19 protein-coding genes are annotated in these 25,274 nt (G+C 40.7%); 13 read left to right on the top strand and 6 right to left on the bottom strand.

The genetic code is table 11. From position 1 onward, the window contains the following. Nucleotides 1-41: 41 nt before the first annotated feature. From AWW68_RS13800 to AWW68_RS13785, 4 genes are all read right to left on the bottom strand, one after another. Entirely contained in the window at nucleotides 42-2,414 is a 2,373-nt protein-coding gene (locus AWW68_RS13800) for an ABC transporter permease (protein ID WP_068222019.1), read from the bottom strand. A 72-nt stretch (nucleotides 2,415-2,486) separates the two neighbouring features. Beyond that, nucleotides 2,487-4,886, bottom strand: a complete 2,400-nt coding sequence (locus AWW68_RS13795; RefSeq protein ID WP_084375696.1) for an ABC transporter permease — start codon at nucleotides 4,884-4,886, stop codon at nucleotides 2,487-2,489. A gap of 80 nt (nucleotides 4,887-4,966) precedes the next feature. After that, nucleotides 4,967-7,330, bottom strand: a complete 2,364-nt coding sequence (locus AWW68_RS13790; protein ID WP_068222015.1) for an ABC transporter permease — start codon at nucleotides 7,328-7,330, stop codon at nucleotides 4,967-4,969. Nucleotides 7,331-7,366: 36 nt separating this feature from the next. Then, the gene (locus AWW68_RS13785) at nucleotides 7,367-9,730 is read right to left on the bottom strand and encodes an ABC transporter permease (protein ID WP_068222013.1); all 2,364 of its coding nucleotides are present in this window, start codon (nucleotides 9,728-9,730) and stop codon (nucleotides 7,367-7,369) included. Between the two features lie 443 nt (nucleotides 9,731-10,173). On the opposite strand from AWW68_RS13785, the gene AWW68_RS13780 reads away from it, so the two are divergent. The 4 genes from AWW68_RS13780 to AWW68_RS20495 all read left to right on the top strand — a co-directional run bounded on the left by AWW68_RS13780 (nucleotide 10,174) and on the right by AWW68_RS20495 (nucleotide 13,711). Further along, nucleotides 10,174-10,596, top strand: coding sequence for an endonuclease domain-containing protein (locus AWW68_RS13780; protein ID WP_068222011.1), 423 nt, complete (start codon nucleotides 10,174-10,176; stop codon nucleotides 10,594-10,596). Nucleotides 10,597-10,859: 263 nt separating this feature from the next. Next, nucleotides 10,860-12,236: a sigma-54-dependent transcriptional regulator gene (locus AWW68_RS13775; protein WP_068222009.1), complete on the top strand. Its 1,377-nt coding sequence runs from the start codon at nucleotides 10,860-10,862 to the stop codon at nucleotides 12,234-12,236. Further along, nucleotides 12,226-13,563, top strand: a complete 1,338-nt coding sequence (locus AWW68_RS13770) for a sensor histidine kinase (RefSeq protein ID WP_068222007.1) — start codon at nucleotides 12,226-12,228, stop codon at nucleotides 13,561-13,563. The genes AWW68_RS13775 and AWW68_RS13770 overlap by 11 nt, the downstream gene beginning before the upstream one ends. Nucleotides 13,564-13,636: 73 nt before the next feature. Continuing rightward, entirely contained in the window at nucleotides 13,637-13,711 is a 75-nt protein-coding gene (locus AWW68_RS20495; protein WP_157717708.1) for a CPCC family cysteine-rich protein, read from the top strand. A 33-nt stretch (nucleotides 13,712-13,744) separates the two neighbouring features. Here AWW68_RS20495 and AWW68_RS13765 read toward each other — a convergent pair whose 3' ends face one another. After that, nucleotides 13,745-13,966, bottom strand: coding sequence for a hypothetical protein (locus tag AWW68_RS13765; protein ID WP_068222005.1), 222 nt, complete (start codon nucleotides 13,964-13,966; stop codon nucleotides 13,745-13,747). Nucleotides 13,967-14,054: 88 nt separating this feature from the next. Here AWW68_RS13765 and AWW68_RS20130 point away from each other — a divergent pair, with 88 nt between their 5' ends. From AWW68_RS20130 to AWW68_RS13720, 9 genes are all read left to right on the top strand, one after another. Further along, nucleotides 14,055-14,642, top strand: a complete 588-nt coding sequence (locus AWW68_RS20130; RefSeq protein WP_157717657.1) for a hypothetical protein — start codon at nucleotides 14,055-14,057, stop codon at nucleotides 14,640-14,642. A gap of 284 nt (nucleotides 14,643-14,926) precedes the next feature. Beyond that, entirely contained in the window at nucleotides 14,927-17,845 is a 2,919-nt protein-coding gene (locus AWW68_RS13755; RefSeq protein WP_068222001.1) for an FAD-binding and (Fe-S)-binding domain-containing protein, read from the top strand. Between the two features lie 159 nt (nucleotides 17,846-18,004). Next, nucleotides 18,005-18,742 carry a molybdate ABC transporter substrate-binding protein gene (gene modA, locus AWW68_RS13750; protein WP_068221999.1) on the top strand — a complete coding sequence of 246 codons (738 nt, stop codon included), beginning with the start codon at nucleotides 18,005-18,007 and terminating at the stop codon, nucleotides 18,740-18,742. A gap of 93 nt (nucleotides 18,743-18,835) precedes the next feature. Next, a complete protein-coding gene (locus AWW68_RS13745; protein ID WP_317038758.1) occupies nucleotides 18,836-19,162 on the top strand; it encodes a PadR family transcriptional regulator in 327 nt (108 codons plus the stop codon). Continuing rightward, complete coding sequence (locus AWW68_RS13740) at nucleotides 19,162-21,768, top strand: FtsX-like permease family protein (RefSeq protein WP_068221995.1); 2,607 nt, start codon at nucleotides 19,162-19,164, stop codon at nucleotides 21,766-21,768. Before AWW68_RS13745 ends, AWW68_RS13740 begins: the two co-directional genes overlap by 1 nt. A 699-nt stretch (nucleotides 21,769-22,467) precedes the next feature. Next, nucleotides 22,468-22,929, top strand: coding sequence for an IS200/IS605 family transposase (gene tnpA, locus AWW68_RS13735; RefSeq protein WP_068221993.1), 462 nt, complete (start codon nucleotides 22,468-22,470; stop codon nucleotides 22,927-22,929). 1 nt (nucleotide 22,930) lies between these two features. After that, the gene (locus AWW68_RS13730; protein WP_068221991.1) at nucleotides 22,931-23,332 is read left to right on the top strand and encodes a TOBE domain-containing protein; all 402 of its coding nucleotides are present in this window, start codon (nucleotides 22,931-22,933) and stop codon (nucleotides 23,330-23,332) included. Further along, complete coding sequence (gene modB / locus AWW68_RS13725) at nucleotides 23,329-24,003, top strand: molybdate ABC transporter permease subunit (protein WP_068221989.1); 675 nt, start codon at nucleotides 23,329-23,331, stop codon at nucleotides 24,001-24,003. Before AWW68_RS13730 ends, modB begins: the two co-directional genes overlap by 4 nt. Next, a complete protein-coding gene (locus AWW68_RS13720; protein ID WP_068221987.1) occupies nucleotides 23,996-24,862 on the top strand; it encodes an ABC transporter ATP-binding protein in 867 nt (288 codons plus the stop codon). The genes modB and AWW68_RS13720 overlap by 8 nt, the downstream gene beginning before the upstream one ends. Nucleotides 24,863-24,865: 3 nt before the next feature. Here AWW68_RS13720 and AWW68_RS13715 read toward each other — a convergent pair whose 3' ends face one another. Then, complete coding sequence (locus AWW68_RS13715; protein ID WP_157717656.1) at nucleotides 24,866-25,255, bottom strand: hypothetical protein; 390 nt, start codon at nucleotides 25,253-25,255, stop codon at nucleotides 24,866-24,868. Nucleotides 25,256-25,274 lie beyond the last annotated feature (19 nt).

The following is a 25,274-nucleotide window of genomic DNA, read 5'->3' as shown; positions in this document are numbered from 1 at the left end:
TCTAAGTTTTAGGTTTCATGTTGGCTCAACTTTGAACTCATTTATTCATCTTTTAAATAGTTAACTGTCTTAGTGTGATACACTTTAACCACCTGAAAAAGCATAGCAGGAATAATTAACAAAGCTGTAATCATTAAAACCGGAGCGTAGTTTAAGGCACCAACATTGATCTGATATGAGAATTGAGCTAGCCAATCGTTGATCCACCAATACGACAATGGAATGGCCACCAGAGCACTGATGACAAGGTATCTAAGACCACTTTTGTTGATGGCTCTATTTAGATCGATCAGATTCGCGCCTAGCACCTTGCGAATGCTGATTTCCTTCACTCTTCGCCTCACCGTATAGGAACTCGACCCAAACACTCCGAAGAAGGAAATCAGGAGGGCAATACCGGTAAAAATCTGCATCAAATACTTGATCACCTTCTCCGAAGCATAGATTTTGTCGTACTGCTCATCAAAGAATCGGTAAGTAATCTTGCTGCTTCCTGTTACCTCTTCGTATCGCTCGAGCACATCATCCATAGCAGCCTGAATATTATCTGACTTTAGCCGCATCAAAATCCATCCAAAACCATCATGCTCGAACAATCGAATGGCCAGAGGCTTAATCAATTCTCTTTTCGATTCTGCATGAAAATCGGCCACAACACCTATAATCTCCTTTCCGTTGAATTTTTTACCTATCGGTTCATCAAAGCCCAAAGCTTCCACAGCAGTTTCGTTTAGTATTGTGTAATTCTTGTGGTGTTCGAGGTTTTCTAGTGGCCTGCCTTCTATCAAATCGAAATCAAATACCCCCAGAAATTCTGCATCGGCTGTATACTGAATAAAATTCAGTTCCTCTTTCGCTGCATATGTTGGGCGGGCATGCTCTACCGGATAAGAACTTGATATTGCAGCATGCTGCACATATGGGCTCTTGACGAAAGTAGCTTTCAGTTCATTCTTCTTGAAAATGGACTCACGTGTATTCACTGAGACCATCAAAACATGCTCTTTGTTAAAGCCCAGATTCTCGTTTTGAACAAAATCTAACTGTTGATTGACAAACAAAGTAGCTGCCAATAGAAAAACGAATACGGCTGCTTGAAAGCAATTAACAACATAGATAAATGATGTTCTTCGGAATAATGCTGAACTACCATGTGCTTTAAAATTGCTCAAGCCCCTTCTAGAAGCTATATAAGCAGGATAAAGTATGGAAAGAAAAGACACAAGCACAACTGCACTAAAGCATTTCGATAGAAGTGTTAGGTCACTAAAAATTTGTACACCCAAGCTCTTATTGATTACACTTTCTATTTCCGGAACTGAAACCTCTATTATGATCAGAGCCAGAATAAAAGCTGATGAAGTAAGTATTACAGACTCGAAAAAATAGTGGCTGATGAGATTCATGGTTGATGCACCAACTGTCCTTTTTACGCCAATCTCCTTAACTCTTTCAACTGATTGAGACAGGGTAAGAGAGCAGTAATTCGCAAGCGAAGCGAAAAGAATAACCAAAGCAATAGTGCTAAATATCAGCAGGTAACTTTCATCTGTCTGGTCACTGAAGTGGTCATTGGTGGCTAAGTCGAAATGGGCTTCTTTAAAAGGCTGAAATTCAAAACTTGATGGAAGTTCCTGATGAACTACTCTGGTGTTGTATAACTCAGCAATTTCATGAGCAACTAACTCTCTTTGTTCACGGGTGACACCCTTCTTGAATAACACCACATTATTAACGATGTTATTCCCCCACATTTTTATAAAACTTGTTTTACCTTCTACCGATGGATAGGCTCCCATCAGAGAGGTGAGACAATCAAAACGAAGTGAAGAACTTTCAGGAATGTCTTCTATCACTCCCTTCACTATATATTCCTCCTTGTTAAAACTACTAAACACGCTTCTCCCAATTGCCTTCTGCCCTGTTTCAAATAATGCCTTCGCTTTACTTTCTGTAATGATTATTGCACTATGATCATTATCAAAATCTGGGTACTGACCATATTTAAGTTTGAAATCGAATATCTCATTGAATTTAGAGTCGACCTGAAAGGTATTGTGGCTAATGGCCAGATCTTCGGATATTGTGGAATCGGATACAAATTTGCTTCCTCCAGATAATTCATATCTACTAAAAGCTTCTATAGCTGGATAATCAGTTGCTAGTTCTACCAGAATAGGCCCTGAAGTTCTGGTTGATTTCTGGGCGGTACCATCCCGTTCTGTTACAATTGCCAAGTGCTCAATCCTATCCAGTTTTGAATGAAACTTGTCGAACGCCCTCTCCTTCTTTACAAAAAGGAAAATGATCAATACAGATGCAAAACCAACCGATAAACCCAATAGGTTAATGAGGGTGTAAAACCGATTCTTGATCAGTCTTCTGAAAGCGAGTTTAAGGTGGTTCTTTAGCATGTTTATTAGTTTTATGTTCTAGGTTTTAGATTTCATATTGGTTCAACTTTGAACTTGAAACTTTGAACAGTTCTATTCATCTCTCAATGAATTAATTGGGTTAGCATTGGCTGTTCTATAAGACTGTATACTCACCGTTAATACCGCGATAAAAAGCGTTATCAGGGTTGGAATAAGGAAAACCAACACACCTAAGTCTATTCTAAATGCAAAGTTTGAAAGCCAATCGTCTAAGAAGTAATAAGCTGCTGGAATAGCCACTATGGCCGAAATAGCTACCAATTTGGTAAAACTCAGATTGAGCATAAACACCAGTTCCCTCACACTTGCCCCTAATACTTTTCTTACACCAATTTCTTTCTGTCTCTGTTGAGAAGAAAGGTGTGCCATTCCGAATAACCCGAGACATGAAATGATGATGGCAATAACAGTAGCGCTAGTAATAATGGATCTCCACCGCTTCTCATCAAAATAGCTTTCTCTATTCTGTTCTTCAACAAATGAAAAGCTTAAAGGCGTATATGGGTCTACTTTTCTCCATGCATCAGTTAGTTTTCCTTCTATTTCACTAGCGTATCCAGCGCTATGCTTGACATTCACCTTATTAAAACTTCCCTTTTCAGCGCTTCCTGCTATAAATGATATTGGAGAAACTCCACTTTTAGCCGATGAATAAATAAAGTCATTGACCACCCCCACTATGCGGTAAGCGTCTTCTTCCTCATCGCCTCCACTTGTGATGTAGAGCCCAATTGGATCTCCATCAAACTTAATCTTCTCCAAGAATTTTTGATTGACAACTATGTTTGTCAGTGTATCCTGTCCTCTTATATAGGCGTCTTCTGTCTGTTTAATATTTCTACCTTGGAGTAGCTCCAAACCCAGAACATCAATAAAACTCGTGTCAATTGCAGAAACAACACAGAAAAACTCCTCCTCTCCATAACCCATTGAAGTAGCGGAAGAGAAATCACCACCTAGGGCAACTTTGGTAATATTCGGATCTTTGGCCAGCTCACTAGTTACAATGTTAGCCTGCTTCTCGCTGCCCCTAATACTCATTGAAACCAAGTCCTTATCGTTATAACCTAAGTCGGTTTTAAGTAGAAAGGAAATCTGTTGATTCATACCAATGGTACCAATTACCAAAATGGCAGCAATAGCGAATTGAAAGAGCACCAAACCTTTGGTGAGGTACTGTCTACCACTCATTTTCACCCTGCCAGAAAGGCTTTTGAGGACTGAAAAACGAGACACAAAGAAGGCAGGATATGAGCCAGCCATTAAGCCACTGAAAGCCACTACTCCCAAACAGATTCCTATTAAGTAGGCATCATTCCATATTCTGGAAGAAAAATCCTTCCCTGTTAATTGACCGAAGGTTGGCAAAAGTAATTCAGCCAGAATAAGGCCAAGTACAAAGGCTATGACTGAAACATAGAACGCCTCTCCTAAAAACTGAAGTGCAATTTGTTTTCTCTGCGCACCTAGCACTTTTCTCAAACCAATTTCTTTGGCTCTCGGAATAGACCTTGCCACCGATAGGTTGGCAAAATTGATACAGGCTAGAATTAGAATCAGCAATCCAATTCCTCCTAAAATATAAGAGTAGGTAGGGTCGCTGGCATTGGAAACGCCTGAGCTACCCTGAACCTCTGTATTCAAGTGGAAACTCTTCAGAGGTTCTAAATAGCTCATAATACCTCTCGCCCATGAATCTTCTTCCGGATTCAATTGAAGACGAACTTCCCTAAGTTTCTTTTCAACTTCTAAAGGATCAGAACCTGCTCTAAGCATTAGAATAGATGTATTTCCTATATTATTCCAAGCTCTTTCAGGTTTCAGGTTTCTGAAGTCATTTGACTTTTCTAATGGAAAGTAAATATTCGGGTTTAATGATGAGTTAATTGGAAAATCTTCAAAAACTGCCTGAATGATGAACTGCTCCAGCTTTCCTTCTAGCTTAATGGTGAGTTCTTCTCCAACTACATTCACTCTATCGAAATACTTCTCCGCAATGCTTCTGGAAATCACTATTGAGTTGAGGTCGTCCAATGCTCCATCAAGAGCTCCGTCTAAAACCTCATAATCGAATATGTCAAAGGTTCCAGAATCGGTAAACAATGCCCCATATTGATTCACATACTCTTCCCCTTTTTTGATGACTAAGGCAGTACTCTTATACCGAGTAAAAGCCTCTACTTCAGGAATTCTATCTGCATATTCTTTGGCTTCAACTAAGTTAGAAGCTCCCATGAGGTCTTTGTTCCCAAACCAATCAATTTCAGAGTTGATGCGGTAGATTCTATCTACATTAGTGTGAAACCTGTCGTAAGTCAACTCATCTTTTACATAAAGGAAAATGAGCAAACAACAACAAATCCCTACGGCAAGCCCAAAGACGTTGATGAATGAATATCCTTTGTGTTTACGGATATTTCGAATGGCGATTTTCAGATAGTTTTTGAGCATGGTATTAATTTTATGTTCTAAGTTTCATGTTCCATGTTGGCTCAATTTTGAACTTCAAACAAGGAAGATTGAACTGACCTTTATTCACTTCTAAGCACTTCGGCCGGGTTTTTCCTCACACTATTTACTCCTTGAATAGATAGCATTACAATGGCTAGGACCATTACAACGCCACCAGCTAAAATGAAGTAGTTGGCCGTTGAATCTATTCGATAAGGAAATGCATCTAACCAACTACCAATTAGGTACTGGGTAATCGGGATAGAAATTATCAAGGCCAGACCTATTAATAGCACAAAACGCATATTCAAGTTCCTGAGTAAGGTTAAAGAATTAGCACCAAGCACTTTGCGTATACAAAGTTCCTTCTCTCTAATCTGGCTTTCGAAAACGGCAAGGGCAAATAGACCAAGACCCGCCACTGAAATCAGCATAATGGTCAAACCATCGAAAATAGAGATCAGCGCTTCTTCCCTTTTGAAGGCGTTTTCAAAATGATTTTCAATTACGTTGTATTTCAATTGCTCAGTATATCCCAACTCTGCCAAAACTGCTTCAGCATGAGCAACCACTTTATCCTGATCACCTGCCTTGTATCGGATCAATACATTGCTAAGCTGATCTTCATCATAAGAGATGATTTGAGGGCCAATTTTAGACTTTGTAGAACTTGTATGATAGTTCTTAATAACCCCTACAATTTCCATTTCAGAATCTGGAATTTTTGTAGAAATAGCTTCTTCTGGAGAAAGATCCAAAAGCTCGCAAGCTGCTTCATTAATAATTACACCATTAGCCAAAGCCGACTCATCTACATTTGCGAAAGAATTGCCAGCAACGATCTGCAAATCAGCAATATTGATGAAGTTCTTGTCGGCAGCACTGTACCCAAAGAACTGTTGAACCTTATCTTCTTCGCCAATATTGATTATCATAGCCCCACCGCTGGTAGGAATTGGACCAGAAGCAATTCCTTCAACTATAGCCGAACGCTGAACTTCATTCTTAAAGGTTTGCATTTTGTCATAAAGGCCACTTCTTCTCATCTCTATTGAAATGATGTTCTTGGTATTATATCCCAAATCCATATTGATCATGTGGTTAGCTTGGAAGCGGATAATTAAAGCACTTGCCAAAACCCCTGTACAAATAGTGAATTGAATGACGATTAAAGCTTTACGAATGACTGTTCCTCTAGAGTTGGGCGACTTGCCTTTTAATGAAGCTGATAAATTAAAACGACTTCCAATAAGTGCCGGATACAATCCTGAAAGCAGCATTACTAACACCAATACAGATGCTGGAAGAAATAATACTGAAGGGTCTCTTTGAATCTGGAGGGAAAGATTCTTTCCTATCAATTCGTTAATCGATGGCAAAGTAAGTTCTAAGGCAATTAGCGCTATGACCAGACCTAGCAAGGCAATGAAAAACGTTTCACCCAACTGAATAGCAATTAACCTAGCTTTGGACGCACCAATCACTTTCCTGATTGCAAAATCCTTTGCTCTGGCAAAAGACCTTGAAGTGGTCAAGTTGATATAATTAAAAGACGCAACCAGAAGCATAAGAGCTCCTATTATACTAAATATAACCACGTACTTCTTCCGCCCACCAAACATGCTATCCCCAGTTCTCATAGCACTGCCAGACATATACAACTCAGAGAATTTGTTGAACCTAAAAGGCATTGCCTGCTTATTTCCTGTATGCTTCTCAAGCATAGCCAAAGTTTCATCAGAGAGCTTTTCCATATCAGAGCCCTCGTCAATCAGTAAATAGTGATAGCCACTACCAAATTGCCAGTTATTTTCAAGTCCAGTATAAGGGTCTTTGGTAAAGTCGATAGGCACTAAAAATTCAAATTGTAAGTGAGAATTACTGGGGATTGGATTGAGCACTCCAGTAACCTTATAGGTTCCAATTCCCTTTACTTCAATGTACTCTCCCAAAGGGTTCTCACCTTTGAAATGCTTTCTGGCTATTTCATGAGAAATAACCATTGCATCGGGTTCGCTTAAGGCTTTCTCTGGGTTGCCTAAAGCCAAACTAAAATCAAAGATTCTAAATAGAGCGCCAGTGGTAAAGACCAGTTGCTTGGTTTTAAACTCACTTTCATTAATGATGTAGTCTCTATGCTTTTCAGAGCTAATATTCACATAGTCTCGAACCGCAGGAATTTCATCTACCCACCCCTGCCCAATGGCAAAAGATGGCATTAACATCATAGAGCCTTGCTCTGACTCGAAAATCTGTTGTGGCATATAGATATTCTCTGCATTCTTATGCCATTTATCATGGGTCAACTCATCTTTCACATAAAGCGAAGTGAGTAGAAAGCAGAAAATACCTAAACCAAGTCCAAGAATGTTGAGCAGCGCATAGTACCGCTCTCGTTTCAAGGACTTGAAGCCACTTTTAAGGAATTGTGCCAGTTTATTCATGTCTTTTGTTGATTTGTGAGTGATTCATCCTAACCCTTATTCTGTTCTAATAGCGTTTACAGGATTAGCATAAGCCGATTTAAGGGATTGAAATATCAGTATAATCCAGACTACTGCGATCAAGGCAATGAGTGGAATAAGCATAGTGAAAACACTGATGGAAATATTGTAGACAAAACCATCGAGCCACTCAGACATAAAATGGTAAACTAAAGGCAGGGTGATGAGTGCTACAATAAGAATGAGCTTGGTGATGCCACTATTTAAAAGCCAGATTAACTGACCAATATTGGCACCAAGAATTTTCCTGATTCCCACTTCTTTAATTCTGGATTCAGCAATGAAGATGGAAAGCCCTAAAATCCCAAGACCGGCTACAATAATGGCCAACACTGTAAAGGTTGAAAAGACTTGAGAAAGCTTCTGCTCCTGTTCATACTTCTTAGCGAAGACATCGTCTAGAAAACTGTAATCGAATGGGTAATCACTTGCGAAATTTTCAAAGGTTGACTGCAGATGATTCATGGCAGACTTAATATTTCCCCCTGAAATCTTAACGTAAGCATAAGTAAAGCCACTTTTCGAAGGTACAATCATTAAAGGTTGTATTGCCTCTTTGGCCGATCCATAGACAAAGTCTTCCACCTGGCCAATGACTTTATAATCGCTTATGGTTTTACCAATTGGAGTATCCCAACCGAATTCTTCCTGGGCAGTCTCATTAATGAGTATTCCTTTTCTGTTTAACTCACCTTCAGAAGAGAAATCATCACCTTCTTTAATTGTGATTCCTAAACGCTCTGCGAAGTTCGTTTCGACATTCATAAAAGTGATGGGCACAGATTCTTCCATTCCTTCCGGATCCATATAGAAGCTGGCACTACCATCGAAAACAGAGAAAGAAGCCCCTGTAACAGATTCGATTGAGGCATTCTTGGTTAACTCATTTTTGAAAGTTTCATAATTCTCAGCTACACCTTTATCGGCCAAAGAAACGCCCACAATTTGATCGTGATCAAAGCCCAAATCTAAATTCGACATGTGCTTGAATTGCTGAAGAACAATCATTGTCACCGATATAAGACCAAGACAAATAAACACCTGAAAACCAACCAGCGCAGTTCTAAATTTTGAACCCTTCTTACCGCCCGTTGCTCTACCAGAAAGTACTTCAATGGCATTGAATCTGGAAAGGAATGAAGCGGGGTAAATTCCCGCTAGGAAACTTACAGCTATAACAATTGATAATAGAATAAGATAGCTTTCTGGTGCACTGTAATCAACACCAATCGACTTATCTACAAAGTTGCTTAGTATTGGAGAACAAAGCTCAACCAAACAAATAGCCAATACTAAACCGATAAATGTAATGATGAAAGATTCTGTTAGAAACTGTCTGGCCAGCTGCATTTTATGCCCACCAACTGTTTTGCGAATACCAACTTCTCGAGATCGTTTAGAGTAGCGAGCCGTAGCCAAATTCATGTAGTTGATAATGGCCACACCTAAAATGACCAGCGCAATAATTAGGTAGAGCTGAGCTTTGTCTTTTTCTCCTTTTCTCCCAAAGTAACCATGACTCAGGTCTGAAAAATAAATTTCATTAACAGGGAGTAATTTGGTAACCCTATTACTCTGATGTAGCCCTAAGGCCGCATTCATTTTTGCTTCAACCGACTCAATATCTAGGTTCTCAGCATTCAACTTGACATATAAAGGAAAAGCAGAAACCACACCCCAATCGAAGACTGTTTTCTCCATAATAAAATTGACTCCCGAGAAAAAAGCATCATTGGCATTCTCGAAAGAGATAAGGTAATCGAAATCCAAGTGAGTATTATCTGGTAAATCGTTGAAAACACCACCTACTTGAAAAGTGCCGAGCTCAACTATTTCAACCGATTCTCCAATTGCAGCCTGAACCGAACCAAAAACCTTCTTTGCCTCACTTTCTGATAAGATAATATCACTCTTCCCTAGCTTCAAATTGGAAGAACCAGTAGCAGGACTAACATCAAAGAAATCGAGTGTTTCCGGATCAGTGTAACGAACTCCTTCGATCAAAAACCTCTGGTTGTTCATTTTCAACACTTTCTTATGCATAGTACCAAAACGAGTGCTTGCCGCTACCTCAGGTACTTGATCAACCATTAGCGGCCCCATAGGTGCCATGGTCTGTAAGGCAAAATCAGGAGCTTTATCAGTAGTATCCTTAAGAAAGACTTGATAAATCTGGTCTTTCTGGCTCAAATGCTCATCGTAACTAAACTCAACCTTTACGAACAGACCAAGCATTATAAAAGCTGCCAAGCCTATCGACAGACCAAATACATTGATGAACGTGTAGCCTTTGTTTTTGAGAAGATATCGGCTAGCAGTCTTGAAGTAGTTTTTAAACATGAGTGTTGAATTATTTTGACCATTGGGCTCTAACCCACCATTTTCTTTCCAAGCAATATGCCAAAGTTAAAAACCTGATTTACAGTGCTTTAAAAACACATCCTCAACTTAAACTATTCGCTGACGAACTTTACCGTTCGCTGGCGGACGGTAGTATTTGTGTATATTCATGAGGAAGGATTGATTTGCTAAGCTTTTTAACTCTGCCTAAAATAAAAAAAGCCCCTTAAGGGGTTTAAGGGTGAATACATTTTAGAACGTCATTCCCGCGCAGGCGGGAATCTCCAATGAAAACAAGATCCGTAAGGGATTCCCGCCTGCGCGGGAATGACGATAAATCAGGCATCAGTAAAAGGTTGTTTTATTACAAGAAAAATAAAACCTAGCACAAACCCTCCCCCTTTTTGAAAAGGGGGCTAGGGGGATTAGATGATAAATCCATTATGACCACCTACAACAAACACTTAAAACACAACGCCAGAAAACTTAGAAATGAGTCGACACCAGGTGAGGCCATACTCTGGAAATACGTTCTCAGAGCCAAAGGTTTTTACGGACTTCAATTCAACAGGCAATTCATTATTGAAAACTATATAGTTGACTTTGTCTGTCGCGAATTGAAATTGATCATCGAATTGGATGGAAAATATCATGACCATATAGTTGAGGAAGATGAAATTCGAGACTATAGATTGAAAGAACTCGGTTATCAGGTCATTAGAATTCCCGAAAAGTTGGTAATAGAAGATGTAAATGCGGTTTATCACTATCTGAAAGAATTTGTACCTGAAGGGATTAAAGGAAGACAAGGAAACAGTCAATCCCCAGAACCTCTGCCGTTGCTCAGGAAGCCTATGGGAAAATAAACGTACTAGAGTTAGAACCACCAGAAGCATATGCATAAAGCAAAGCGACTATGGAAAAAGTAAATAATTTATGGCAGCAACTCTCCCCCTTTTTGAAAAGGGGGCTAGGAGGATTAGTGACTAGGTCAATCCTCCCAACCTCCTTCGCCAAGGAGGAGTATCCTTACAAACATCATTCAGATCAATTCCAAAGATGTTTATCTGCTAATAATTTACCTTTTTTAAAAGAGAGTTAAGAGGATTAAAATCACCGAAACCCAAACATGAAAACAGGACGCATACTCATTATAGACGACAACGAAGACCTGCTCAAAGCAGCTCGTATTTTCCTGAAACGCCATTTCGGGCAGATTGATCTGGAGAAAGATCCCACCCTGATTCCTGACCTACTTAAAAATGAATCGTATGATGTGATTCTGCTAGATATGAACTTTACACAAGATGTGAATTCAGGTCAGGAAGGCTTTCATTGGTTAGATAAAATTCTGGAGATTGATCCGTCTGCCGTGGTGGTGCTTATCACAGCTTTTGGCTCGGTAGATATGGCGGTAAGAGCCATCAAAGCTGGAGCAACAGACTTTGTGATGAAGCCATGGGAAAATGAGAAACTGCTAGCCACAATGCTATCAGCTATTCAGCTTCGATCTTCTAAAGCAGAAGTTCAGCAACTCAAAGACCAACAGGAACTTATGCGTGAAGAATTGGATCATAAGTTCAAAGACATTATTGGTCAGTCTTCGGCTATGATCAGGGTGTTTGACACCATTGAACGAGTAGCTGAAACCGATGCCAATGTGCTAGTTCTGGGTGAAAACGGAACGGGTAAGGAACTCATTGCTCGAGCCATTCACCGCAATTCCAAAAGAGCTGATAAACCCTTCGTTACGGTAGACTTGGGAGCTATCACTGAGACCCTTTTTGAGTCGGAACTTTTTGGTCATGTGCGTGGTGCATTTACCGATGCCAAAACAGATCGTGCTGGTAGATTTGAAGTAGCCAATGGCGGCACTCTCTTCCTCGATGAAATTGGCAACCTCTCTCCTGCTCTTCAGGCCAAATTATTGACAGCCTTGCAGAATAAACGTATTTCTCGCGTTGGCTCAAACAAAGTACTTGATGTAGACATTCGCTTGATATGTGCCACCAACATGCCGCTTTATGAAATGGTGCAAAAGGGGGAATTTAGGCAAGATCTGCTATATCGTATCAACACCATTGAGCTTACCTTGCCTTCGCTGAAAGAACGCAACGAGGACATTAGAATACTGGCAGAACATTATCTGGAGCAGTTTGCTAAGAAATACAACAAAGACATTTACAAGTTCTCAGAAGCCACTGTGAAGCGATTGGAGAAATACCATTGGCCTGGTAATGTTAGAGAGCTTCAGCATGCTGTGGAAAGAGCTGTGATTATGAGCAGAGACAACATTCTGCAGCCGGAAGACTTCTTCTTTAATGCCTCGAATCAGCCGAAAGACCAAAGCGAGATCAATCTGGAGCAGTATAATCTGGAAGATGTAGAGCGAATTCTCATCCGCAAAGTCTTGGCAAAGCACAACGGAAACATTACCCATGCCGCTCAGGAATTGGGACTTACGCGTTCGTCACTATACAGAAGATTAGAGAAGTATGGGCTTTAACCGTTTCCGCTTATTTGTACTGCTTCGGGTGATTGTTCTTTTCATCACCGTATCTGCCTTTGTATATCTAATTTTCTTCGATGAAAAGTACGTAACCACTGTGGTTACCGGCTTTCTGATCATCTTTGAAGTCTTTGAGCTTTTCAACTACATAGAAAGCACCAACAAGAAGCTCAGACGCTTTTTCGATGCCATCAAGTACAACGACTTCAACATGAGCTTTACCCATGACAATAAGCTGGGAAAGACCTTCAAGGAACTGAATATGGCTTTCAAAGAAGTGATTGATGCCATTTTGTTGGAACGTCAGAAGCGTGAAGAGTTCTTTCAGGAATTGCAGGTGGTGGTTGAAAACATAGCTTCTGGTATTGTGTCCATCGATGAAGAAAACAAGGTGAAGTTCATCAACCGCTCAGCTCTTAACCTACTGAACCTGAATAATGATAGAAATGTGTCAATCAATCGGTCTTACCTTGAAATCAGGGAGATACTGAAGGAACTGGGAAATCATTCTAGAATCATTTATAAAACCAAGAACGGCAACGAGTTAGCGGTATTTATCAGCCGTTATAAATTAGGAAATGAATCGTTTCGTTTGTTGGCCTTCCAAGACATTAAGGCTGAACTGCAATCGCGTGAGTTGGAAGCCTGGCAAAACCTGACCAAGGTGTTGAGGCATGAGATTATGAACTCCATTGCCCCTATTTCATCCCTCACCTCAACGCTAAAGGAAATTATTGCAGAAGATGTAACCAGAAAGCCCGATGCTAACCTGATACCAGATGATAGCCTTGACGACCTGGAAGAAGGTCTACGCACCATATCAGGTCGTTCAGATGGATTAATCAACTTTATCAATGCTTATCGAGATTACACCAACCTGCCCGAACCAAACCTACAAAAGCATGATATTAACAAAGTAGTCGAAAGTGCGGTGGCTCTGATGAAGAATGAATTCAAGGAAAATCAGCTGACACTGAAGGTTTTAAAACAGGAAACCATTGTAAACTTAGACGATCAGTTAATCGAGCAAGTGCTCATTAATTTGATCAAGAATGCTAGTGAAGCTATTGAAAACCAAGAAGACGGAGAAGTTGAGGTAAAAGTTGATTTCCGTGATGGACATACCAAAGTCTCAATCCAAGACAACGGACAAGGCATTACCGAAGAAGCCAAAGAGAAGATCTTTATGCCTTTCTATTCCACTAAAAAGCGAGGTTCAGGTATTGGACTGAGTCTATCCAAACAGATTATGCAACTCCATGGTGGCGACCTAAGAGTTGAAAGTGAAATTGGTAAGGGAGCGTGTTTTGTTTTGAGTTTTTAGGATATCCATATATTAAATTTAGACGTCATTCCCGCGTAGGCGGGAATCTCCAAATAACATTGAGATTTGAATTATGAAATACCAATGCCCTTGTTGTGATTATTTCACCTTAGAAGAAATTGGGGCGTATGATATTCGGTTCATTTAGTTCTTGCAATTTGCTAATCTACCATTCTATTTTTCACCCCTTACTCGGCCTGTAAAGAATAATCACCTGAATTATGATAGCCAAAAAGATCAATACATAAACTTCTAGTTGGGTGAATAACTCATCTGATTCTGTTTCTCTATTGGTAATGGAAACCTGTCCACTCCTAAACCCAGTCTTAGGCGTCTCATAAAAACCTAGTTTCAACATCTCACTTAGACCATCTTTTAACTGATTTTTTAAAACTGATTCCAATAAACCTGAATAAAAGTTAAACTCGATTCAAACTTTTGTTCTGGAATAGGAGGACGACTATCATTGAGTAAATCAAACAACACCATCAATGAAACATATTACAAAAATAATCATTGGCTGCGCCCTATTTGTTTCGAGTCTCGTGCATGGACAAGACAGCTCAGCTACGAAAGAAATTGGGTTATTCGCAACTACTCAAGATCAAGGTATCACCTACCGATTCGGGTCAGAAAGAAAACTATGGAATTTCAGTCTTTATGGGAGTGCTTACTCCGGTTTTCAGCATCAGAATAGAATTGGTTTTGAAGCTGGAAGAGAGTGGAGATATCCTCTTTCATCAAGGGCATTTTTCCGATTTGGTGGAGGAATAGGATATTCATTTGTCAGAGTTAAAGAAAGAGTAAATAATAATGGGGTCATTAATTATAATCGGCAATATGACGTGCATTCACTTTATCTATATGGCTTTGCCGGTATCAATTACGACATAACGAGAAGATTTTCCTTGGGACTCAGTTTTAAACCTTATGCAGGTTTTTATCAAGTCAACTATAGCAATAAGAACTCAACACCAACAGAAAACAAATCTGGAATCCATGGATTTAATGTTTTCAATTCTAACGGAAATTTTCTGGAGTTGTCATTAGCGTTTAGGCTTGGCAAGAGGAAAAAGTAAACTCCAGCTTCATCTCAATCTAGTCTTGGCATCTCGCCCAAGACTAGAAACTGGAAAAATCACCCCTTACTTGGCCTATCAAAGAATAATCACCTGAATAATAATGGCTAGAAAGATCAATATATAGGCTTCTTCCACTAATCAAAGCGTCTCGCTTTGACCGCCCTTGACTGCCTATTCAAAGTCTTAGGGAGCCCCCAAGACTAATTATGCTATTACGATTGCACAAATAATTCCCCTGTACCACTTCCTTTAAAAATTCACTCCTGTTATTTTGCCTCTTCATGAATTGGCAGCCATTACGCGACTCCCTAAAAGGAGATTTATATACTGACGAAACCCACAGAAGGCTATATGCCACTGATGCTTCGGCTTACAGAGAATTACCTCTTGCTGTGGTTATTCCCGAAGGAAAAGAAGACCTAATTACCTTGGTTAAGTTTGCTTCGGTGAACAATAGTTCACTGATCCCCCGAACGGCAGGGACATCTCTCGCTGGTCAGGTAGTGGGCGGTGGCATTGTGGTAGATCTTTCCAAAAACTACAACCAAATCATTGAAGTAAATGCTGAAGAAGGCTACGCTTGGGTTGAACCAGGAATCGTTAGAGACGACCTGAACAAGCACCTAGCCGTCTACGGTTTCTTCTTTGCACCTGAGACCTCTACAGCCAACAGAGCCATGATTGGCGGTATGATTGGAAATAATTCTTGCGGCTCTAATTCGGTGGTTTATGGTAGTACGAGAGAACATCTCTTAGAGGTAGAAACCATTTTAGCCGATGGTTCAGAGACTTGGTTCGGTCCGATGGATACAGGCGAGTTTTTAAACCGATGCAACGGACTTTCTACAACAGGTTTGCTTCACAATAACATCTACTTTGAAACCAGAGAGATGTTGAAGGATGAAACGAATCAAAAAGAGATCGTTGAGCAATTCCCTAAGGCCGATATACCGAGAAGAAATACAGGTTATGCGCTGGATATGCTACTTAGGCATGAGCCCTTTGTTGAAAATGGCACTCCTTTTAACTTTTGTAGTCTGATCGCTGGTTCAGAAGGAACACTATGCATGGTTACCAAAGCGAAGATCAAGCTCACTCCTCTTCCACCTAATAACAAGCGACTGGTTTGCATTCACTCAGCAACAATAGATGATAGCCTAAAAGCCAATTTGGTAGCACTGAAATATGCTCCATCAGCATGTGAGCTGATGGATGATTACATTCTACAAGCAACCAAGCGAAACCCAATGTATCGTGCACTACGCTTCTTTGTAGAAGGCGATCCTGAAGCCATTCTGGTGGTCGAATTGAATGGCGAAACACCTGAAGAAGCCGACCAAAAAGTCACTGATTTAATCTCTGACTTAAAAAGTGAAGGAAGAGGTTATGCCTATCCCGTCATTCAGGGAGAACAGATTAAATCCGTCTGGAACCTCAGAAAAGCTGGATTGGGCCTTCTTTCTAATGTTCCTGGCGATGCCAAAGCTGCTCCGGTTATTGAAGACACAGCTGTAGATGTGCAGGATTTACCTGCCTATATCGAAGAGTTCAACCAGATACTCCAAAAACATGGCTTATACTCCGTGCATTATGCGCATGCCGGTTCTGGAGAACTGCACCTGCGTCCCATTTTGAACCTCAAGACGGCAGAAGGACAAAAGCAATTCAGAATCATAGCCGAAGAAATTGCTTCACTGGTTAAAAAATACAAAGGTTCGCTTTCAGGAGAGCACGGTGATGGAAGACTCCGAGGCGAGTTCATTCCTCAAATGGTGGGTGAACACAATTATGAGCTCATCAAGCAGATGAAGCAAATCTGGGACCCGCAGAATATCTTCAATCCCGGCAAAATAGTGAACACCCCTCCTATGGACAGTTCGCTTCGCTATGAGAAAGATCAGGAGACCAGAGAATTCGACACCATGTTCGATTTCTCCGAGAATCAGGGGATTCTTCGTAGCGCTGAACTTTGCAATGGATCGGGAGACTGTCGCAAATCGGAACTCAGTGGCGGCACCATGTGCCCGAGTTACATGGCCACCAGAAACGAGAAGGAGACCACTAGAGCCAGAGCCAATATTTTGAGGGAAATGCTGACTCGTTCAGACAAGGCTAATCCTTTCGCTCACGAAGAAATTAAAGAAGTGATGGATCTTTGCCTGAGTTGCAAAGGTTGTTCTTCAGAATGTCCGTCTAATGTGGATATGGCCAAACTCAAGGCCGAGTGGCAATATCAATATTATCAGGAAAAGGGCGTTCCAACTAGGGCCAAACGGATCGCTCATTTCTCCAAAAGCATGAAGCTGGCCAGCAAAGCTCCATGGGCTTACGATCTGGTTTTTGGCAACTCGGTTACAGGAAATCTGGCCAAGTCGATTGCAGGATTCGCTAAAGAGCGCAGCATGCCTGAACTGGCCAAGAAGCCACTCAAACATTGGCTGAACAAAGAATTCCGACCTGAAAAGAAAGAGAAAAGGGTTTACTTCTATTGCGATGAATTCACCAATTACAACGATGCTGAAATCGGGAAGAAGGCGGTCCTATTGTTGGACAAACTGGGCTATGAAGTGACTTTCGTAGATCACCCAGATTGTGGCAGACCACAGCTCTCCAAAGGATTGTTGGATGAAGCCAAGGAATTGGCCGAAGCCAATGTGAAGCTATTTGCGGATATAGTCTCGGAAGAAGTGCCTTTAGTAGGCATAGAGCCTTCCGCTATACTTACCTTCAGAGATGAGTTTATCGGCTTAACTCGTGGTGAATTGCAGGAAAAGGCTAGAAATTTAGCCAAATATGCTTTCACTATAGAGGAATTCTTGGCTAGAGAAATTGACCGAGGCCATATCAAAGCGGAACAGTTTACAGAGGTGCAGAAGCTGATTAAAGTTCATGGACACTGTCACCAGAAGTCGCTTTCCAGCATGACTCCTACTAAGAAGATTCTGAGTCTTCCGAAAAACTTTGAAGTGCACATGATTCCTTCAGGATGCTGTGGCATGGCCGGGTCGTTTGGCTACGAAAAGGAACACTATGAGCTCTCCATGCAGATTGGAGAATTAGTACTCTTCCCTACTGTGAGAAAGCAACCGGAAGAAGTAATTATTGCCGCTTCAGGCACCAGCTGCCGTCATCAGATTAAAGACGGAACAGGGAGAAAGGCGCTGCATGTGGTGGAGATTTTATTAAGTGTTTTGAGATAATGTCATTGTTTCGCGATTAGATCTTGAACGTCACTGCGAGGCACGAAGCAGTCTCTGCCCAAAAACAAGGAGATTGCCGCGGTCGTACCTCCCTCGCAATGACGGACAAAATATTAGCTCAAGACCCAAGACTCAAGACTAATCACTAGATTCATGATAATGAATAAATTAGGTTTCCTTCTAGTTCTAGCGATATTCAGCTGTTCCCCCAAAAAAAGCTCGCTCACCATCGCCACCGCTGCCAATATGCAGTTTGCTATGAGTGCCTTGGTTGAGGCTTATGAGGCTGAGACCGGAACTGATTGCGAGATCATCCTTGGCTCTTCTGGTAAACTGACTGCGCAAATTCAACAGGGTGCTCCTTACGATCTCTTCTTCTCAGCCGATACCAAGTTCCCCGAAGCACTTCAGGCATCAGGAAACACAATTGGAGAACCTGTTATCTATGCTCAGGGACAATTGGTGCTCTGGTCTATGAAGGAAAATCTGTTAGTTTCTTTGGATCAACTGAGTTCTAAAGAGGTATCGCATACCGCATTGGCCAACCCCAAAACTGCTCCTTATGGACTCGCTGCGGAGGAAGTGCTTAAGCGATTGAATTTGTATGAGGCCAATGAGTCCAAATTTGTCTTTGGAGAAGGTATTTCTCAGGTCAACCAATTTATCATCTCTCAGGCTGCGGAAATGGGCTTCACAGCCAAATCGGTTGTCCTTTCTCCTAATATGTCAACCCATGACAATTGGATCACCATAGCTGATAGCTTGCACTCCCCTATCAATCAGGCTATGGTTATACTTAAAAATGACCGAGGCTTAGGAAAGGAAGCTGAGGCATTTGCAACATTTGTGAGATCTGAAAAAGGCCTTTCCATTCTACGCAATTTTGGCTACAGATAGCCTTTTCAATTTTTTTAGTCATATTTTATGAAAAGTAGAAACATATTTCTATTGTTGCCGTCCTATATTTAATATCAAAAGTAGAAACATATTATGAAGGGCTATTTGGGTGAGTTTGAAGAACTCGTTTTGTTAACCATAGCGAATCTGGCTGAGGAAGCTTACGGAACTACCATTTTGGAAATGATAGAGCAGCAGGCTAATCGTAAAATGAGCTTGGGTGCCTTGCATTCCACTCTCACACGCTTGGAAGAAAAAGGGTTTCTCGTTTCCTATTTAGGAGAGCCTACAGCCAAACGTGGTGGACGTAGAAAACGCTATTTCGAGATCACACAAAGTGCTAAGGAAGCGCTCAACAACATGAAAAGCCTTCGTGATGAACTTTGGCAAAACTCTAAAATCAACTTATCAGTTGGCTAATGCATAAAGCTCCTAAACTCGCAACTAAACTCTTTCACTGGGCAAGTGGTCAGGCTCAGAATGAAGATCTTTTAGGCGATCTGCAGGAACTCTATGAAGATAAGTTAGAATCGAAAGGGGAATTTAGAGCCCGCCTCTTCTACTGGTTAGAAGTTATAAAACTCTCTTTCTCCTACGCCCTGAGAAAGCGCAAGAAAGACAGGTCATTTTCAAATTATTATTCTGGTCAAAAACTCAATACAATGATTCTCAACTACATTAAAATCTCTATTCGGAACATAAAAAAACAAAAGCTCTTTACAGGGCTCAACGTCTTTGGTTTAGCCTTAGGCATGTCGGTTGCCTTACTCTGCCTAGCCATGGTGTCGGATCTTAAACAGTTCGATAGGTTCCACCAAGATTCGGAAGACATCTATCGAATCACAACAAAGCTAACCACTTCAGGAGACAGAAATCACTTTGCTTCCTCCCCTCCTGCCTTGGCAGAATTATTACGTAACAGTACCCAGCAAATCACAAATAGTGCAGTTATTAACGATCATTTCTTCCCTACTATCAAATCACTGGGAGAGCCTATTCAGATGTATGGTTACTATACCGAACCCAGCTTCCTTGAACTTTTTGATTTCAAATTACAAAGAGGCAATGCTAACGTAATTGATAATCCCAGAAGCGTGATCATTACGCATGAGCTGGCTGAAAAATTATTCAACTCTACGGATGTTATCGGAAAAACCGTTGAAACAGAAAGAGATGGTATTTTCGAAATTGGTGGTGTGTTGGCGCCTTTCCCTCAGCGTACCCATTTCAAGTTCGATTTGCTAGCAAACATCTCAGGTACTAATCGCGGAAACAATATTGGTGCTGCAGGGTGGACTGATTTTAGTGGCAATTATTTCTACTTTAAGTCGGAGGCTTCTAGAGGTGATCTAGAAACCATTGTAAGCAACTTAGGTCAAAGCGGCCAAGCATTCTTTGATTTGGAATCTTCTCAAGCTTCTTATCATGTTCAGGCCATAACTGAGATCAATCCAGGCCCCAATTACTCAGATAGAATTGGTGTGATTTTCGGTTACGATGGGCTTTTGTACTTCATTGGAGTATCGCTTATGGTGCTTATTCCAGCATGTTTCAATTACATCAACATGGCCATTGCCAACACACTCAATAGAACCAAAGAAATTGGCATTAGAAAAATTATTGGAAGCCCTAATAAATTCATTATCAGACAGTTTTTGGTAGAGACAATTATCGTCTGCATTATCAGTTTATTGCTTTCGACCGTACTCTTCAACCTTGTAAAAGGAGAGTTTACCTCTATGCTTGTTGGTGCAGAAGCCTTGACGTTTGAGATGACTCCTCTTGTCATCATCATGTTCTTAGGCTTTGCCATTTTAACAGGCCTTGTTACAGGAGTATTACCCGCTCTTTACCTTGCCCGTATCGCGCCTATTTCCGCCATCAACAACAGAGCCAGTAACAAAAAAGTATCGATTTCTGGCTTCAGAAAAGGCCTTCTAGTCTTTCAGTTTATTCTTTCGCTCTCTTTCATGATTGGCATTGGAGTAGTACTAAGGCAGTACTCACACACCATTACTTATGACCCAGGTTTTGCCAAAGAAAACAGAATTATCTTACCTCTTGAGTCGAACAATGTAGCCGTACTTCAAAATGAATTGCAAGCTATAAATGGGGTCGAAGACATAAGTTTCAGTTCCAACATCCCTGGTTTACCCTTGAACAAAACGAATTATTTCTACAGTGATGATTTGACCGACTCTATTCTAGTTAGAGAGGTTTACATCAGTGAAGAATTCATTGATAAAATGAATCTTAAAATGGTTTGGGGCGAAAGCCAATTGAGTGATGTTCAGTTTGAACAGGTGCTGGTTAATGAGAAGCTGCTGAGCCTTCTCAACAATATTGAGAATAACCCTCAAGACAGTTTAATCAGGCAGTTAGCCGACAGGCAAGTTCAAATTGTTGGTATAGTAGCAGATTATAATCACGAACCGCTTAACGAAAGAATTGAACCTATGGTAATGCGGCTAAATGAATCGGCTTATAATTATGCGATTATTGAACTTAACGGAGTAAATGGTGATGCAACACTGGCCAACATTGAAGCCGCATGGAATAAACTTCAACCTGAAAGCCAATTTCAACCTAGGTACTTAGAAAGCATTGTGGCTCAGAGTTATGACTTTATGTTTACGGCCATGAAAATCTTCGGCTTTTTGGCGTTAATCTCTATTACAATCTCTAGTCTTGGGTTATTGGGCATGGTTGTTTACTCTACCGAAAACAGGCGTAAAGAGGTGGCTATTCGTAAGATACTTGGTGCCAATGCCATGACGCTCTTCGGAAATCTCTCGGGAATGTTCTTAAAGCTTTGGCTAATTGCCTTGTTAATTGCCATACCTGGAGCCTATTTTTTCTATGATAATCTCTTTGTGAATATCTACAATAAGTTCAGTGGTGGTGTTCACTTCGCAGAAGTATTTGTAAGCAGCCTGCTGACCATCATTATCGGTCTATCTGCCATATTCTGGCAAAGCAGAAGGATCATCAGAATCAATCCGGCAGAAAACCTAAGAAATGATTGAGTAGACGGAATCTTCACAGACACAATAATATGACTAATCTCTGGGCAGTACGTTGTTCGATGTCACTTCTACGAAGCTTAATGGAGTAGTAGGATAACTCATAATTATGACATAACGCCACTCTGTGGCTAGTCTTTCCATTAGATAGGAAATAAGGCTCCAGAGGAGTCTAATGTCATAACACTCTGATCAATAGAGTGATTGAGCTTCGTAGAAGCGACATGATCTTAAAGGACGGCTTATGACTATGCAAACACCCATTTTCTGCTCAAGTCAACAAGTGGTTCAGCCACGGAGTGGCGAAATGTCATAATACCAATGGTTAAGCTAACCTGAGCTTCATAGAAGCGAGAGGGCCGATAAAATCAAAATAAACCTCATCAAAGACACTATCCTGCAATCCAGCCTACTCAAAAAAATAAAGGGTATAAGCATTACTACCTCAAATGAAAGGCTGCCTCCCTCTTGTTCCTTCAATTATCATTTGTGCTTTACCTTATTTCGCTTCTACGAAGCTTAATAATCCGGTCGAGTTGCAGATGTTATGACATTGGGCTCCTCTGGAGCCTAATTTCCCCATACCATATTGTGAGTTTAGACAGCCACATAGTGGCGAAATGTCATAACCATCAATAATCCTACCTTCCAACTAAGCTTCATAGAAGCGATATATTCACATAAGTATTAGTAAATTGTTCAATGGCAAACACATACACACAAATCTATATCCACTATGTCTTTGTGGTGAAAGGAAGAGACAACCTGATTAAGGAAACCATAAGGGAGGAACTCCAAAAGTACATTACTGGCATTATTAAGAACCACGGACATCTATGCATTGCTATCTATTGCATGCCTGATCACACACATATTTTGATAGGTTTAAACCCAATTCAGTCCGTTTGCGACTTAGCTAGAGACATCAAAGCCAACTCTTCCAAATGGATTAATGAGAAGAAGTTTCTGAAAAATAAGTTCAACTGGCAAATCGGCTATGGAGCGTTTTCATATGCCCAAAGTCAAGTTCAGACAGTAGTTAAGTACATCAATAATCAACCAGCGCATCATAGAAAAACTAGTTTCCGTGAAGAATACATCGATTTTCTTAGCAAATTTAGGGTCGACTATAATGAGGAATATCTCTTCGAATTTCTAGACTGAATTGAACTCTTTCAAAGCTAAAATCTCAGACATCAAAACCTCCGGTAGCTTCTCGTTAGTAAGCCTGAATGCCAATGGCTTGAAGCTAAAAAGCATAGTGATTGATACTCCTGAAACAGCCGATTACATACAGTTGAACAATGAAGTAAATGTGATCTTTAAGGAGTTAGAAGCTTCAATTGCTATTCAGGCCAACTTACCCATCAGCTTGCAGAATCAGATTTCAGGCGATATCACGGACATTCAAAAAGGTCAGCTATTGGCTCGAATCACCCTTCAAACCCAAGTTGGGCCTATTACTTCAGTGATTACTAGCGGATCAGCAGATAAATTGGGGCTGACTGTTGGACAAGAAGTTTTTGCCTTAATTAAAACCAACGAACTAATGCTTTCGAAGGAATGAACTGGTCACCTATTATACTGTCCTTAGAGTTAGCTTTGGTAACCACTATACTACTTTTTGTTGTCTCTGTTCCTTTGGCCAATTGGTTAGCAGAAACTAAGTCGAGAATCAAGCCAATTATAGAGTCCATTATCAGCTTGCCTCTTGTGCTCCCTCCTACGGTGCTTGGCTTCTATTTACTGGTTGCCTTCAGTCCTAATAATACCTTTGGCAACTGGCTCCAGGAAACCATTGGTATTCAATTGCTCTTCTCTTTTCCAGGACTGGTACTTGCTTCCATGATTTACAGTCTTCCATTTATGGTACAGCCAATCCAATCGGGATTAGCTAGTCTTTCATTAAACATGAAAGAATCTTCATATGTTTTAGGCCAATCGAAGTTTAAGACACTGACCCATGTTCTTCTACCCAATATCAAACCATCGATTCTAACAGCCTTGGTACTTTCTTTTGCCCACACCATGGGTGAATTTGGAGTAGTACTAATGATTGGCGGAAACATACCTGGAGTCACTAAAGTGGCTTCCATTGCCATTTATGATGAGGTCGAGTCGCTCAATTATGCTGCAGCACATCAATACGCACTGGTACTACTTCTACTCAGCTTTGGCATTTTGGTGACAGTTTACAGCCTAAATAAGAGAATTAATCTCACTGGAAACCATGCTTGAAGTAAAAGTCAATAAGCTATTGAGTTCAGCCGAAGGCCAACTAGAACTTGACCTAGATTTTAAGTGCCAAGCAGGTGAATTTTTAGTGATCTCAGGTGAATCAGGAGCTGGCAAAACTTCCCTCCTGCGCATGATAGCAGGTTTGATGAATCCAGATTCAGGCAACATCATTTCCAATCAAGAACCTTGGTTCGGCCATAAAACTAATATCAAACCTCAGCAGAGAAACTGCGGACTGGTTTTTCAGCAATACGCTCTCTTCCCTAACATGACTGTTGAGGGCAACCTTAGATATGCCTTGAAAAAGTCACAAGCTGACTCCATCATTGAAGAGCTACTGGATATCATGGAAATCAAGGGGTTGAGAAATCAGAAACCCAATCAGCTTTCAGGAGGTCAGCAACAGCGGGTGGCTTTAGCCAGAACACTGGTTCAAAAACCCAAACTTCTACTGCTTGATGAACCATTGTCGGCCCTAGATAGGTCAATGCGTATTCGACTTCAGGAATACCTTAAAAAGGTGCATCAGCAATTTGAGCTAACCACTATTATGGTCACTCACGACCCTTCAGAAGCCTTAAGGTTAGCCGATAGAATCATTGAAATTGAAAAAGGCAACATCACCAAAGATGGAAAACCAACTGAGGTTTTCGGAAACAAAAGCCTGAGTGGAAAATTTCAGTTTACTGGAGCCGTGGTCGACATTCAGGAAGAAGAACTGCTTTGTATAGCCTCTGTGTTGGTGGGCAACCAGCTAATAAAAGTAGTTATCAGCGACTCGGAACAAAAAAACCTTCGAATTGGCGATGAGGTCATCGTAGCATCGAAGGCTTTCAACCCTATTATTAAGAAAATTTAGCTTCTAAAAATCATTACTTATCGGATTGCATTGTGAGGATACAACAGTATGCAGAAACTGATCTGGTGTGTCAGCCAATAACGCCATACATTGAATACAATCCGACTCTACTGGCTCATCAACAATATTTACAAAGAAAGTATCACCAACTTGTACACCACTGTCGCATGGACTCACGGTTGTAGTAAATACATTCTTATAAGTAACTCCACTATTGTTAGTCCAAGAATTAGCGACACCACTCGGTACTTCGCCACCAGTAACCTGATAAATAGCCGTACCACATAGCTGATTAATCATTTTAACTTGAATACAGCCATCAACCGAATCATTGTCGCATGAAGTGATCAAAGCGATGGAAAGTATAGATAGAATAAAAGATAGCTTCTTCATTTTTGTGCTTTTGCTATTC

The organism is Roseivirga spongicola, assembly GCF_001592965.1.
Taxonomy (GTDB): domain Bacteria; phylum Bacteroidota; class Bacteroidia; order Cytophagales; family Cyclobacteriaceae; genus Roseivirga; species Roseivirga spongicola.
The sequence above is the reverse complement of the archived record's forward strand: the minus strand, read 5'-3'. Positions and strand labels throughout refer to the sequence as shown.

Coding starts and splice junctions, on each gene's coding strand:
- modA (WP_068221999.1), top strand. CDS start 18,005: ATGAATAAATTAGGTTTCCTTCTAGTTCTAGCGATATTCAGCTGTTCC.
- modB (WP_068221989.1), top strand. CDS start 23,329: ATGAACTGGTCACCTATTATACTGTCCTTAGAGTTAGCTTTGGTAACC.
- AWW68_RS13790 (WP_068222015.1), bottom strand. CDS start 7,330: ATGAATAAACTGGCACAATTCCTTAAAAGTGGCTTCAAGTCCTTGAAA.
- AWW68_RS13745 (WP_317038758.1), top strand. CDS start 18,836: ATGAAGGGCTATTTGGGTGAGTTTGAAGAACTCGTTTTGTTAACCATA.
- AWW68_RS13775 (WP_068222009.1), top strand. CDS start 10,860: ATGAAAACAGGACGCATACTCATTATAGACGACAACGAAGACCTGCTC.
- AWW68_RS13785 (WP_068222013.1), bottom strand. CDS start 9,730: ATGTTTAAAAACTACTTCAAGACTGCTAGCCGATATCTTCTCAAAAAC.
- AWW68_RS13795 (WP_084375696.1), bottom strand. CDS start 4,886: ATGCTCAAAAACTATCTGAAAATCGCCATTCGAAATATCCGTAAACAC.
- AWW68_RS13755 (WP_068222001.1), top strand. CDS start 14,927: ATGAATTGGCAGCCATTACGCGACTCCCTAAAAGGAGATTTATATACT.
- AWW68_RS13715 (WP_157717656.1), bottom strand. CDS start 25,255: ATGAAGAAGCTATCTTTTATTCTATCTATACTTTCCATCGCTTTGATC.
- AWW68_RS20130 (WP_157717657.1), top strand. CDS start 14,055: ATGAAACATATTACAAAAATAATCATTGGCTGCGCCCTATTTGTTTCG.
- AWW68_RS13780 (WP_068222011.1), top strand. CDS start 10,174: ATGACCACCTACAACAAACACTTAAAACACAACGCCAGAAAACTTAGA.
- AWW68_RS13800 (WP_068222019.1), bottom strand. CDS start 2,414: ATGCTAAAGAACCACCTTAAACTCGCTTTCAGAAGACTGATCAAGAAT.
- AWW68_RS13740 (WP_068221995.1), top strand. CDS start 19,162: ATGCATAAAGCTCCTAAACTCGCAACTAAACTCTTTCACTGGGCAAGT.
- AWW68_RS13770 (WP_068222007.1), top strand. CDS start 12,226: ATGGGCTTTAACCGTTTCCGCTTATTTGTACTGCTTCGGGTGATTGTT.
- tnpA (WP_068221993.1), top strand. CDS start 22,468: ATGGCAAACACATACACACAAATCTATATCCACTATGTCTTTGTGGTG.
- AWW68_RS13720 (WP_068221987.1), top strand. CDS start 23,996: ATGCTTGAAGTAAAAGTCAATAAGCTATTGAGTTCAGCCGAAGGCCAA.